This window comes from Acidovorax sp. LjRoot204, assembly GCF_056175785.1.
This window is the reverse complement of record NZ_JBGFFF010000129.1, coordinates 1-12,584: the sequence shown is the minus strand read 5'-3', so window position 1 is coordinate 12,584 and position 12,584 is coordinate 1. Positions and strand designations below refer to the sequence as shown.

Genomic DNA, 12,584 nt, shown 5'->3' with positions numbered 1-12,584 from the left:
ACAGGTCATCAAGCCACCTTACGCCACGTACTACGGCCAATGGCAGGCGGTGCTGGCGGACCCGGAAGACACCGTGTTCCGGATAAGCGCTGTGGGTGTACCGCGTCACGTCGCTTGAGCTAGCCCCTGCACGGCCACGCCATCGACGGCAGCCGACCACCCAGGCATCGGCGGGGCGGACAAGCGCCCACCCCTGCCTCCCAAGTCACGCGTCAATAAGCCTTGAAGTTGGCCGCCACCCGCTGGTTCAAGTAGTCGCCCGCGGCAATCGCCGGGTACTTCTTGCCGGGCCCTTCGATGATGGCGTCGCGGTTGGCCTGGGCAAAGAAGGCGATGCTGTAACGCGGCCCCATGTACTCGCCGGGCAGAGGGTTCTTCACACGGTGGAAGTTGCTGGGCAGCTGGTCGTCGCTCCAGCGCATCAGCATGTCCCCGATGTTGCAGGTGATGGCCTGCTCGTCGGGCTCCACCGAGGTCCAGGCCTGGGTGTCCATCTCCTTGCCCGGGCACACCTGCAGGCCGCCCTGGCCCTGGCGCTGAAAGAGCAGGGTCAGGCAATCAAAGTCGGTATGCGCCCCGGCGCGCCACAGGCCCAGGCTGGCTTGTTGCTCGGGCGGGGTCGCAAAGTAGTGCAGCAGGCGCAAGGTGCTTTGGTAGCTGGCCTGCGCAGGGTCGTGCGCTCGGGCAAAGAAGGCCTCGTCAAACCCCAGCTTCCACGCAAAACACGACAGCACCTGCATGGCCACCTGCCAGCACTGGCCTTCGAAGGTCAGCATGGTGGATTGAAAGCCCGCCAGCTCCTCGTCGGTGGGCCACAGGCCTGCCATGTGCGGGCGGGTGATCTGGTACGACTCCTTCTGGTCCGGAGTGCCGGTGGAGGGGCGCACCTGCGCGCGGCTCTCCCAGCCCACGTTGAGCGCCTTCTTGAGCGGGTACTGCGCCTTCACGGCATCCGGCAGCGCAAAGAAACGCTCGGTCATCGCAAAGGCGTTGTGCACCTCGGCCAGGTCAATGCCGTGGTTCACGATCTGGAAAAAGCCGACATCAACGGCGGCGTCCCACAGCTGGTCGGCAATCTCGTTCTTGCGCTGCGCAAAGTGGCTGAGGTCGATGCGGCGGATCTCGCGGCTCGCGGTTTCCGAGCCCATCGCGCCCATGCGCGTTTCTTTTTGCAGTTCGGCGAGGTCGTAGGTGGCAGTGGTGGTCATGCAGTTCTCCTGAAGACAAGTGGAAGGAAGAAAGGCCCTCCCGCTGGGTGCTTCAAGAGTGGGTGGCACCGCATGCGGCGGCCGTCCTTTCAACCCTTGAAGCCACGGTGTGCAAACGCACACCGCTGCGCGCACAGCGGGCTTCAAGAGCAATTTCCGACTGGCATCTCCCCGCGCAGGATGGCACAGGGGGCAATGCAGTGAACGCTTCTACTCTTGCCAACAGCGATGCAAGAAGAATGCCCACGGCGCCATGCATGTGTGCCCACGCAGGTTGAGAGCGCTTGTGCACGCGCATCAAAAGCCATGCATACATGTCACTGATTGTGATTGGCATGCCAAATGCATAGCGCCCTGCACCACAACGGCGGGCGTGCAGACAGTCCGGCGTTGCACAACGACAGCCACCCACCCACCATCGACGGAGACACCTACACCATGCACGCGCTCATGTCTGCACCCCCAGCCAGCTTTGACGACCCTACCCCCATCAACGACACGGACGGCACCTACCTGCGCCAGGCCATCGCGTGGTCGTGCACGGCCCGCGCGCGCGGCAACCGCCCGTTTGGTGCGGTGGTCATCAGTGCCGAAGGGCGCCTGCTGGCCGAGGCCTACTGCAACACCACCGAGACCGGCGACTGCACCGGTCACGCCGAGACCAATGCCGTGCGCCAGCTCAGCCCGCGCGTGGGGCGCGATGCCCTGGCCAAGGCCACGCTGTATTCGTCGGCCGAGCCCTGCGTGATGTGYGCGGGCGCSATCTTCTGGTCGRRCATYGGSCGCGTGGTGTTYGGCATYGAYGCCGAGCGSCTGCGCGTGTTCCGGGGCGAGCGGSCSGASCAGCGCGAYGCCGAGCTGTCGTGCCGCGACGTGTTTGCCGCCTCGCCCCACGCCATCGAATGCATCGGCCCGGCGCTGGTCGAAGAAGCCAGCGCGCCCCATATCGGGTTCTGGAAAGTCTGACCCACTCCTGCGCGGGCAGAATCTGCGGCGCACACTCTGCCATCGCCCATCCCCCATGCCTCGCACCAAAGCCATGACCGAATCCGAAGCCGAAGCCGCCTCCGGCGCGCTGCTCAGCCGCGCCAAACAGGGGCGCGAACGCATCTTGGGCGCCATCCGCGAGGCAGCCATTGCCGAGTTCAGTCGCCATGGTTTCAAGGGGGCATCCACCAAAGCCATCGCCGAGCGCGCCGGGCTGACCAAGCCCCAGCTGCACTACTACATCAGCAGTAAGGAAGAGCTGTATGAAGAGCTGCTGTACTCGGTGCTCAACGGCTGGTCGGGCGCCTTCATTTTTGACAGCAACAGCGACGATCCCAAGAAGGTGTTGAGCAGCTACGTGCGCAAAAAGCTCGACTACGCGCYGGACAACCCGGGCCTGTCGCGCATCTTCACCACCGAGGTGCTGGGCGGTGGGCGCAATCTGGGCAAGTACTGGCCGGTGGCCGTCAAGTCCACCCAGCAGAAGGTGGACCTCATCAACCGCTGGATTGCCGAAGGCCGCATGCGCAAGGTGGACGCCAAGGTTTTGCTGATGCAGATCTGGGGCATGACGCAGCACTACGCCGACTACGGCGTGCAGGTGCACATCATGCTGGGCTTGGCGCCCGACGAGCCCATCGACCGCGAGCCCATCGTGCGCGAACTCACCAGCTTTGTGCTGCTGGGCTGCGGCCTCGCACCAGGCTAAGGCCCCCGCCCCATTCTGGGCATCCCTTAGGTGCCCGAGGGGCGAATCCCGGGCAATTTGCACCAGCACGCGGCGTCAAAAGCCCCTTTCAGGCCGCGTTGATCCACCACAAAGACGTTTGACCGCTTTTTGTGGCTGGCACAGCCTTTGCAATAGTTTGACCAATCGATCAAATCACATGGTCAAACAATGCAGACAGCCCCTGACACCGCCGACGCCGCCCGCACAGAACACGCATTCGAGCTGATCCTGCAGCGCAGCCAGATGCGCTTGCCCGTCGCCCCCGGCGAGAGCATGGCCGATGTGCTGCAGCTCGCTGGCGTACCGCTGGAAACCCTGTGCGAGCAGGGCGTGTGCGGCACCTGCGTGACCCGCTGGCTGGACGGCGAGCCCGACCACCGCGACAGCTGCCTGAGCGCTGCAGAGCAAGCCACCCACGTCGCCGTGTGCTGCGCACGCAGCCACAGCGCCACGCTCACGCTGGACCTGTAGGCCCATCCCCCACAACCCGAAGGACCCCCGCCATGCGCATCCTCGTGATCTATTGCCACCCGGTAGAGACCAGCTACAACGCCGCACTGCACACCGAGGTGGTGCAGCAGCTGCGCGGCGCGGGCCATGAGGTGGACGACTGCGACCTGTACGCCGAGGGCTTCAACCCCGTGATGACACGCGAAGAGCGCCTGGGCTACCACGAGGTGCCCAACAACCAGTTGCCCGTGCAGGGCTATGTGGACCGCCTGCTCTGGGCCGAAGCCGTGGTCTTCTGCTTTCCCACCTGGTGCTTTGGCATGCCGGCGATGCTCAAGGGATTTTTCGACCGCGTGCTCATGCCCGGCGTGGCCTTTGACATCAGCGATCCGCACAACGTCAAACCCTCGCTCACGCACATCAAGCGCATCTCAGCCGTGGTCACTTACGGGCGCCCCCGCTGGACGGCCCTGTTCATGGGCGACCCGCCGCGCAAGTCCATCACCCGCTACATGCGCCTGCTCACGGGCGGCAAGGCGCGGGTGGACTACCACGCCTACTACCACATGAACGTGGCCACACCGCCCCGGCTGGCGGCCTTCAAAGCCCGCGTGGGCCAGGCGATGGCGCGCTTTGCATAAGACCACGTTCTAAAGGCCACGGCATGCACGCATCCAACACCCCCGACCACATCCTGCGCGCCCGGCTGCCGCGCTGGCTGCTGCCCTCCGCGTGGCCGCAGCAGGGCCACCAGCCCGCACTGGCCGACCTGCAGCTGGCCCAGGGCCGCATCGTGCAAGTGCTGCCCCACGGCACCCAGCCTGCGCTACACGGCGCTGTATGGGACGTGGCAGGCGCGCTGGTGCTGCCCGGCCTGGTCGATGCGCACACCCACCTGGACAAGGCCTTCACCCTGCCGCGCATGGGAGAGGTCAAACCCGGCCTGCTGGGCGCCATCGAGGCCATGATGGTGGATCGCCAAAGCTGGACCGAAGCAGACACCCACGCCCGCGCCAGCCGCGCGCTGCAATGGGCCTACGACGCAGGCACCGTGCACCTGCGCACCCACTGCGACTGGTGGGAGCCCGACGCGCAGCCACTGGCCTGGAACGTGTTGCGCGCACTGGCCCACGACTGGGCCGACCGCATCACGCTGGAGCGCGTAAGCCTGATCCCCCTGCACCTGTACGCAGACCGCAGCGCCGCCCTGCGGCTGGCGGCCACCGTGGCTGCGAGCGGCCCTGGCGCCTTGCTGGGCGGGTTTGTGCACTCTACCAACTGGGACCCGCAGGCGCTGCGCCACCTGTTGGAAGCCGCACAACACCATGGCCTGAACGTGGACCTGCATGTGGACGAAGAACTGCACCCCGGCGCCCAGGGCTTGGCGACCACCGCCGCACTGCTCAAAGAACTGCGCTTTGAAGGCCATGTGGTCTGCGGCCACACCTGCGCGCTGGCCGCACAGGACGAGGCCACGGCCCTCGCCACGCTCGATGCCGTGGCACAAAGCCCCATCACCCTGGTCACGCTGCCCATCACCAACCTGCTGCTGCAGGACGCCACCACCGGCCGCACGCCGCGCCAGCGTGGTCTGACGCTGGTGAAGGAGGCCCGTGCACGCGGCATCCCGGTGCTGGTCGCCAGCGACAACGTGCAAGACCCGTTCTGCCCCGTGGGCAGCTTTGACCCGCTGGAAGCCCTGGCCACGGGTGTGCTGGCTGCGCAGCTGGATGCACCTTTCGACCAATGGAGCGAATCGCTGTGCCGCGCCGACTGGCTGTGCACCGGCCGCACTGGCACCACGGCGCTGCCGCTGCAGCCTGGCACGGTGGCTGACCTGCTGGTCTTCACGCAGGCTGACCACTGGGGCTTTCCATCGCGCGCACAAAGCCGTGTGGTGCTGCGCCAGGGCCGCGTCGCCAGCGGCTATGCACCGGCTGCCTGGCATGTGCCAACCACCCAATCCGCAAGGAGCCTCGCATGAGCCCCACATCTGCGCCAGGTATCGCCCAGCCCCTGGCCCGCTACGCCGCATGGCGCCGCGCAGGCGACTTCATCTACCTGAGCGGGATCATTGCCGTGGACCCTGCCGCCAGCCGCATCGTGCGCGGCTACGACGACATCCCGCGTGAGGCCGCCACGCTGATTGGCCGCACGGGCGAGTTCAGCAGCGACATCAAGGAAGGCCCCATCCTCGCGCAGAGCTGGTATGTGCTCGACCGCATCCGCCAGACCATTGAGGCCGCCGGCGGCCAGATGTCCGACGTGTTCAAGCTGGTGCAGTACTTCAAGAATCTGGACCACTTCCCACAGTACAGCCGCGTGCGCAAGCTGTTCTTCCCCGGCGAGCCACCCGCATCCACCGTAGTGGAAGTGAGCGGCATGTTGCCCACGCCCGACATCCTCATCGAGGTGGAGGCCACGGCCTACCTCCCCTTGCGCTGACAACGCCTTCCTTCACGAAAGAACCACCCATGCTGCACGGCTACAACCCGCCCCACCGCTACCTGCCCTACCTGAGCTGGACCGAGATCGCAGACCTGCCGGACAAGGAGAACACCGTCATCGTGCTGCCCACGGGCGCCACCGAGCAGCATGGCCCGCACCTGCCCTGTGCGGTGGACACGGTGATCAGCGCGGGTGTGGTGGGCCATGCGCTGGCGCGCCTGCCGGCCGATGTGCCTGCGTTCGCGATGGCGCCCATCACCTACGGCAAGTCCGAAGAGCACCTGCACTTCCCCGGCACCGTCACGCTCAGCGGCGAGACCCTGCTGGCCACCATGAACGAGGTGGGCGAGTCGGTGTACCGCGCGGGCTTTCGCAAGCTGCTGTTTGTCAACGGCCACGGCGGCCAGCCGCAGGTGATGGAGATGTGCGCACGCGAGTTGCGCCTGCGCCATGGCGACTTCATCGTGGTGCCCAGCTTCACCTGGCGGGTACCACATGTGGCGGGCAAGTACCTGTCCGACACCGAAAAGAAACTGGCCATGCACGCAGGCCACGCCGAGACGGCGTTGATGCTGGCGTTGGCTCCCGACACCGTGCACATGGAGCGTGCGGTAGTCAACTATCCGCCCGTTTTTGACTCGCCCCTGCTCTCACCCGACGGCCGCCCGGCCTGCGCCTGGAGTGCGCGCGACTTCGGCCCCAGCGGAATCATTGGCGACCCGCTGCCCGCCACGGCCGAACAGGGCCACGCCATCCTCGACTCGCTGGCCGTGAGCTGGGCCGCCGCCATTACCGAGCTGCATCGGCTGCAGTGGGCACCGCGCACTGAGCCCACCTGGGGCCGCGCCCATCACACCGGCCACGTGGAGCACTCCAGCGCACTGGCCTGAAACCTGCGAACGCTATCGCAAAACCTTTTCGCCTTTCCCTTCGTTGTCCCTTCGTTCCACCTCCACCACCCTACCGGAGTACCAACATGATGAAGACCGCCTCCCGCCTTTCCAAACTTGGTGCAGCCGCGCTGCTCGCTGTTGGTGCCGTCGGCACCATGCAAGCCCACGCGCAGGAAAAGTTCACCTACATGACCAACTGGTATGCGCAGGCCGAGCATGGCGGCTTCTACCARGCGGTGGCKMYGGGCMTSTACAARAAGYACGGSCTGGAYGTGACCATCAAGATGGGCGGCCCSCAGGTCAACATCRYGCAGATGATGGCCGCCGGCCAGGCCGAMTGCRTSATGGGKTCGAGCGACCTGCAGATGATSCAGATGCGTGAAGGCGGCGTGCCCGTGGTCAACGTGGCGGCCKTSTTCCAGAAGGAYCCGCAGGTRCTSATYGCSCACGAGGACGTSAAGAARTTCGARGACCTCAAGGGCAAGACCATCCTGATCGCCTCGTCGGCCCAGCGCGGCTACTGGCCCTGGCTCAAGGCCARGTWCGGCYTCAMSGACKMACAGACGCGCCCCTACACCTTCAACATCCAGCCCTTTGTCGCTGACAAGAACTCCGCCCAGCAGGGTTACCTGACGTCCGAGCCGTTTGCGATTGCCAAGGCGGGCGTCAAGGCGAACACGCTGATGTTCAGCGACCAAGGCTACCCAGCCTACGCCACCACCATCTCGTGCATGGAAAAGACGGTGAAGGACCGCAGCGCCGCCGTGGCCTCGTTCGTGAAGGCATCGATGGAAGGCTGGAAGAGCTATCTGGCCGACCCCGCCCCGGCCAACGCGCTCATCAAGAAGGACAACCCCAACATGACCGACGAGCAGCTCGCCTACAGCGTGGCCAAGCTCAAGGAAATGGGCATGGCCACGGGTGGTGACGCCGCCACCATGGGCATCGGCGTCATGACCGACGCACGCGCCAAGGCCAGCTACGACTTCCTGGTGGACGCCAAGCTCATCGACCCTGCCAAGGTGAAGCTGGCCGAGACCTACACCACGTCGTTCGTCAAAGACCTCAAGGTTCTTCCTTGATCCCCCCTGAGTCGCTTCGCGCCTTCCCCCAAGGGGGACAACGCCCTCGCTGCGGGGCGGCCCTTGCTCGGCGTTCGCTGGCTCGGGCCGCGCCAGTTTCCAGCGGCTGGCGCCAAGCCAAGCGCTACGACAGATAAGCCCCATCGCCCTGACACAGCGGCCAGCCTCCCCGGCCACATCCATCGAAAGGCACCACCATGTCCATTCCCGCTGCCTCGCCACCTCTGGCACCCGCGCCGCGCCCCACACCTGCCGTGGAGGTGCTCTCGGCCGAAAAAACCTACCCCAATGGCACSCAGGCSCTGCTGCCGGTGGACCTGACSATYGMSGAAGGCGAGTTCGTCACSCTGCTSGGSCCYTCGGGCTGCGGCAAGAGCACGCTGCTSAARATGGTGGCAGGCCTGCTGGAGCCCACCGACGGCCGCCTGCACCTGTGGCGCAAGCCCGTGGCGCAGCTGGAAGAGAGCGGCAAGAAGATGGCGTTTGTCTTCCAGTCGCCCACGCTCATGCCCTGGGCCAGTGTGCAGACCAACGTGCGCCTGCCGCTGGACCTGGCAGGCGTGCCGCGTGCCGAGGCCGACGCGCGCGTGACCGAAGCGCTGGCGCTGGTGGGCTTGTCCAAGTTTGCCAACGCCCTGCCCCGTGCACTGTCGGGCGGCATGCAAATGCGCGTGTCGATTGCGCGCGGCCTGGTCACCCAGCCCGACCTGCTGCTGATGGACGAGCCCTTTGGCGCACTCGACGAAATCACGCGCCACAAGCTCGACGCCGACCTGCTGGATCTGTGGCGCAAGAAGAAGCTCACCGTGATCTTTGTGACGCACTCGATCCACGAGGCGGTGTTCCTCTCCAGCCGCGTGGTCATGATGGCCGCGCGCCCCGGCCGCGTGGTCGAAGAGTTCTGCATCGACGCGCCCTACCCCCGCACGGCCGACTTCATGGTGTCGCCCGAATTCAGCCGCTACGCCAAGCTGCTGCAGGACAGCCTGCTTCGCGCCAGCGTGGACACCGAGGAGACCGTGGCATGAGCACCCCCTTCCCTTCCGCACCGATGGCGTCGCCCGTGGTCACCGCCCACCCCGCAGCCGCACCGCGCTCAGCGCCTGCACCAGTCGCTGCCAAACCTGCCGCCAAGGCCACACCCAAACGCCCGCCGCTCATGGCCCAACCCCGCGTGCAGCGCGTGGTGTACCCCGTGCTGGTCGGCCTGGTGCTGATCGCGCTCTGGCAGGGGCTGGTCACGGCCATGGAGCTACCGCCCTACCTGGTGCCCTCACCCATCCTGATGATGAAGACGCTGTTCACCGACTGGGCCGCCCTGGGCGGCTCGCTGTGGGTCACCGTCAAGATCACGGTGCTGGCCTTTGTGGTGGCCACGGTGGCGGGCGTGCTGATCTCGTTCCTGTTTGTCCAGAGCAAACGCATCGAGACCGCGCTCTTCCCCTACGCCGTGCTGCTGCAGGTCACGCCCATCGTGGCCGTGGCACCGCTCATCATCATCTGGGTCAAGGACCCGACGGCATCGATGGTGATCTGCGCCGCACTGGTCGCCCTGTTCCCCATCATCAGCAACACCACGCTGGGCCTGCGCAGTGTGGAGCCTGACCTGCAAAGCTACTTCCAGCTCAACCGCGCCACGCGGCTGCAGACGCTGCTGCGCCTGCGCATCCCCAGCGCGCTGCCCTACTTCTTTGGCGGGCTGCGCATTTCCAGCGGCCTGGCGCTCATCGGCGCCGTGGTGGCGGAGTTTGTGGCGGGCACCGGGGGACAGGGTGCGGGGCTGGCGTACCAGATCCTGCAGGCCGGCTTTCAGCTCAACATCCCGCGCATGTTTGCTGCACTGCTGCTGATTTCGCTCACTGGCGTCGCCTTGTTCGTGCTGATGGCCTGGCTCACCCGTGTCGCCCTGGGCGGCTGGCACGCCAGCGAAACGTCGCACGACTAGCCCTTTCAACCCCATCGCCAACACACCGCGCGCAGCCAATGGCGCGCGGCAAGGGCTTTCTTATGCCCAAAACGGCCACCAGCGGCCAAGGAGATACCGACATGACCACCACCGCCCATCAACTGCCCGACCTGCTGCCCGACCTCGACTGGATTGCTGACCCGCTGCGCGTGGGCCGCCTCTCACAGGACTTTGCCTGGTTCAGCCCCGTGCTCAAACGCGACCTGGCGGGCAAGCGCGGCGACATCGCCGTGCGCCCGCGCACCGAAGCAGAGATCCGCCAAGTGGTGGCCGCCTGCGCCAGCGCGGGCATTCCCCTCACCGTGCGCGGCAGCGGCACCGGCAACTACGGGCAAAGCACGCCGCTGCACGGCGGCGTGATCCTGGACCTGTCGGGCTACAACGCATTTGGCTGGGTGCGCGGCGGTGTGGGCCGCGCGCAGTCGGGCATCCGGCTGGCAGACTTTGATGCGCAGGCCAAGCCCCATGGGCAAGAGCTGCGCTGGCTGCCCAGCACCTACCGCAGCGCCACGCTSGGCGGSCTGTTYGGCGGYGGCTTTGGGGGGGCAGGCTCCATCAACCACGGCCCGCTGGCCGCGCCTGGCAACGTGCTGGCCGTGCGTGCGATGACGGTGGAGCCCGAACCGCAGATCATCGAACTGCACGGCCCCGAAGCCATGCTGCTGCACCACACCTACGGCACCAACGGCATCGTGCTGGAGCTGGAAGTAGCCCTGGCCCCTGCCGTGGAGTGGACCGAATGTATCGCTACCTTCGACAAGTTTGACGACGCGCTGGACTTTGCCGACCGCTTTGGCAGCGCCCCCGGGCTGGAGAAAAAAGAGGTGTGTTTTCTGGCCGCACCCATCCCGCAATACTTCACCAGCCTGGCCGAGCACTTGCCCGCCGACCAGCACGCGGTGCTGATGCTGGTAGCCCCGCACTCCGAAGCCGGCATGCGCGACATGGTGGCCCAGCACGGCGGTCAGGTCACCTACCGCAAGACGGCCGACGAAGTGGCCAGCAGCCACAAGACGCTGCTCGAATACACCTGGAACCACACCACCCTGCACGCCCTCAAGGTGGACAAGGGCCTGACCTATATCCAGAGCGGCTTCAACCCCATGCACCGCCTCAAGCAGGTGAAGGCGCTGGAGGCCGCGCTGAAGGGCGAGGTGATGATGCACCTGGAGTTCTTGCGCACCAAGGAAGGCGCCTTCAACTGCAGCGGCCTGCAGATCATCCGCTACACCACCGAAGAGCGTCTGAACCAGATCATGCAGATCTACCGCGACCACGGCGTGCAGATCAACAACCCACATGTGTACATCGTGGAAGACGGCAAGCAGAACAACCTGGACCCGGCCGTGGTGGGCATGAAGCGCCGCTTTGACCCCCAGGGCCTGCTCAACCCGGGCAAGCTGCGCAGCTGGTACCCGGCCGAACCCACAGCCCCCGTGCAGACACCTGTACGCCAAACAGCGTAGAGAAAACGGGTGACGCGTGTCGCACCCACAGGCCTCTACCTCTTGCCTGCAGGGCATAATCAGCTACTCATTTAGTAGCAAACCATCGAAACATGCCCTGGCACGCCCGCCTTCAGCTCGACTACACGGCAGAACATAGCGCCCGCACGGTAGCCCGCTACGAGCACAACGGGCCGCTGCGCATCCTGCAAAGCCTSTAYCCCGAGGGCGAYGCSATCTGCCACAACGTGCTGGTGCAYCCGCCSGGCGGSCTGGTGGGCGGCGACACGCTGGACATCACCACCACCGTGGGCCCCGGCGCCCATGGCCTGGTCACCACGCCCGGTGCCACGCGCTTCTACCGCTCCACCGGCCCGCTGGCGCTGCAACGCAGCCACCTCACCCTGGCCGAAGGCGCGCGCCTGGAGTGGCTGCCGCTCGAAGCCCTGTGCTACAGCGCCTGTCACGCTGAAAACCACCTCACGTTGAACCTCGCCCCCGGCGCCGAATGCATCGCCTGGGACGTGACCGCACTGGGCCTGCCGCACGCGGGCCAGCCGTTTGAACAAGGCCGCTTCACCCAGCACCTGGAAGTGCCCGGCCTGTGGCTCGAGCGCGGCGTGATCAACGCCGCCGATGAACGCCTGCTGAGCAGCCCGTTGGGCCTGGCAGGCCACCGCTGTATGGCCAGCCTGTTCTTTGCCGCTGGCACGCCCCTGGACCGCACCCGCCGCGACGCTGCGCTGGACGCCGCCCGTGCGGTGATGGATCAGCACCCCCAGGTCAAGGCAACCGCAGGCGCCACCAGCCCCAACGACCGCATGGTGGTGGTGCGCGTGCTGGCGCCGCAGGTGGAGCCCGCGATGAAACTGCTCAAGGCCGTGCGGGTGGTGTGGCGTCGGGCGATGTGGTCGCTGGAAGGGGAAGCACCCCGGATCTGGGCGATGTAAGGGGCCGATCAAAACTGCCCTGCAGGAGGTCAGCGCTTACCAGGATCCAGTGTGAGCCGCGAGGCCAGCAGGTCAGCGGTGTACCGCAGGCGGCCGATGTCCACGTCGGCCTGCACGCCACGGCTGAAGCAGCACAACGTGCCATATATCTCCCCGCCCGAAAGCCGCACCGGCGTGCTCAGATGCGTGCCGATGGGAAAGCCGGGGTTGGGTGCCCGGCCCGCCACCACCAGGGGCCCGGCGTCCTTGATCGCTTCAGGCAAGCGCCCCTCGATCACCCACTGACACCAGCTTTCCTCCACGGGGTCCGATCTGCCCGGCTGCACTGCGGAAAAGTCTGCGGCGCTGTCCACCGCCTTAATGGTTCTGCGCCCCTCGGTGATCTGGGACACGAAGGCTACGTCCATGTTGAGGCGGGTGCGCAG

14 protein-coding genes are annotated in these 12,584 nt (G+C 66.2%); 12 read left to right on the top strand and 2 right to left on the bottom strand.

Features of this window, described 5'->3' with window-relative positions; all coding sequences use genetic code 11:
- Positions 1 to 212: 212 nt before the first annotated feature.
- Entirely contained in the window at positions 213 to 1,208 is a 996-nt protein-coding gene (locus AC04MI_RS18975; RefSeq protein ID WP_476498424.1) for an isopenicillin N synthase family dioxygenase, read from the bottom strand.
- 450 nt (positions 1,209 to 1,658) lie between these two features.
- Between AC04MI_RS18975 and AC04MI_RS18970 the strand changes: the two genes are divergently transcribed.
- The 12 genes from AC04MI_RS18970 (at position 1,659) to AC04MI_RS18915 (ending at position 12,159) form a co-directional block, all read left to right on the top strand.
- Positions 1,659 to 2,174 carry a nucleoside deaminase gene (locus AC04MI_RS18970; protein WP_476498425.1) on the top strand — a complete coding sequence of 172 codons (516 nt, stop codon included), beginning with the start codon at positions 1,659 to 1,661 and terminating at the stop codon, positions 2,172 to 2,174.
- 73 nt (positions 2,175 to 2,247) lie between these two features.
- Positions 2,248 to 2,904 carry a TetR family transcriptional regulator C-terminal domain-containing protein gene (locus tag AC04MI_RS18965; RefSeq protein WP_476498423.1) on the top strand — a complete coding sequence of 219 codons (657 nt, stop codon included), beginning with the start codon at positions 2,248 to 2,250 and terminating at the stop codon, positions 2,902 to 2,904.
- Positions 2,905 to 3,093: 189 nt separating this feature from the next.
- The gene (locus AC04MI_RS18960; protein WP_099729425.1) at positions 3,094 to 3,396 is read left to right on the top strand and encodes a 2Fe-2S iron-sulfur cluster-binding protein; all 303 of its coding nucleotides are present in this window, start codon (positions 3,094 to 3,096) and stop codon (positions 3,394 to 3,396) included.
- A 32-nt stretch (positions 3,397 to 3,428) separates the two neighbouring features.
- On the top strand, positions 3,429 to 4,016 hold the full coding sequence (locus tag AC04MI_RS18955) for an NAD(P)H-dependent oxidoreductase (RefSeq protein WP_476498422.1): 588 nt from the start codon (positions 3,429 to 3,431) through the stop codon (positions 4,014 to 4,016).
- 23 nt (positions 4,017 to 4,039) lie between these two features.
- Positions 4,040 to 5,359, top strand: coding sequence for an amidohydrolase family protein (locus AC04MI_RS18950; protein WP_476498421.1), 1,320 nt, complete (start codon positions 4,040 to 4,042; stop codon positions 5,357 to 5,359).
- The gene (locus AC04MI_RS18945) at positions 5,356 to 5,820 is read left to right on the top strand and encodes a RidA family protein (protein WP_436078153.1); all 465 of its coding nucleotides are present in this window, start codon (positions 5,356 to 5,358) and stop codon (positions 5,818 to 5,820) included. Before AC04MI_RS18950 ends, AC04MI_RS18945 begins: the two co-directional genes overlap by 4 nt.
- Positions 5,821 to 5,849: 29 nt before the next feature.
- Positions 5,850 to 6,713, top strand: coding sequence for a creatininase family protein (locus AC04MI_RS18940; RefSeq protein WP_121505600.1), 864 nt, complete (start codon positions 5,850 to 5,852; stop codon positions 6,711 to 6,713).
- An 86-nt stretch (positions 6,714 to 6,799) separates the two neighbouring features.
- Positions 6,800 to 7,798 carry an ABC transporter substrate-binding protein gene (locus AC04MI_RS18935; protein ID WP_476498418.1) on the top strand — a complete coding sequence of 333 codons (999 nt, stop codon included), beginning with the start codon at positions 6,800 to 6,802 and terminating at the stop codon, positions 7,796 to 7,798.
- A gap of 197 nt (positions 7,799 to 7,995) precedes the next feature.
- Positions 7,996 to 8,826, top strand: coding sequence for an ABC transporter ATP-binding protein (locus tag AC04MI_RS18930; protein WP_476498417.1), 831 nt, complete (start codon positions 7,996 to 7,998; stop codon positions 8,824 to 8,826).
- Positions 8,823 to 9,743: an ABC transporter permease gene (locus AC04MI_RS18925; protein ID WP_370641382.1), complete on the top strand. Its 921-nt coding sequence runs from the start codon at positions 8,823 to 8,825 to the stop codon at positions 9,741 to 9,743. Before AC04MI_RS18930 ends, AC04MI_RS18925 begins: the two co-directional genes overlap by 4 nt.
- A gap of 101 nt (positions 9,744 to 9,844) precedes the next feature.
- Positions 9,845 to 11,230 carry an FAD-binding oxidoreductase gene (locus AC04MI_RS18920; protein WP_436078156.1) on the top strand — a complete coding sequence of 462 codons (1,386 nt, stop codon included), beginning with the start codon at positions 9,845 to 9,847 and terminating at the stop codon, positions 11,228 to 11,230.
- Between the two features lie 92 nt (positions 11,231 to 11,322).
- Complete coding sequence (locus tag AC04MI_RS18915) at positions 11,323 to 12,159, top strand: urease accessory protein UreD (RefSeq protein ID WP_436078157.1); 837 nt, start codon at positions 11,323 to 11,325, stop codon at positions 12,157 to 12,159.
- 29 nt (positions 12,160 to 12,188) lie between these two features.
- Here the strand turns inward: AC04MI_RS18915 and AC04MI_RS18910 are convergent.
- The coding region (locus tag AC04MI_RS18910) for a GAF domain-containing protein (protein ID WP_476498416.1) at positions 12,189 to 12,584 on the bottom strand (396 nt) is incomplete at its 5' end.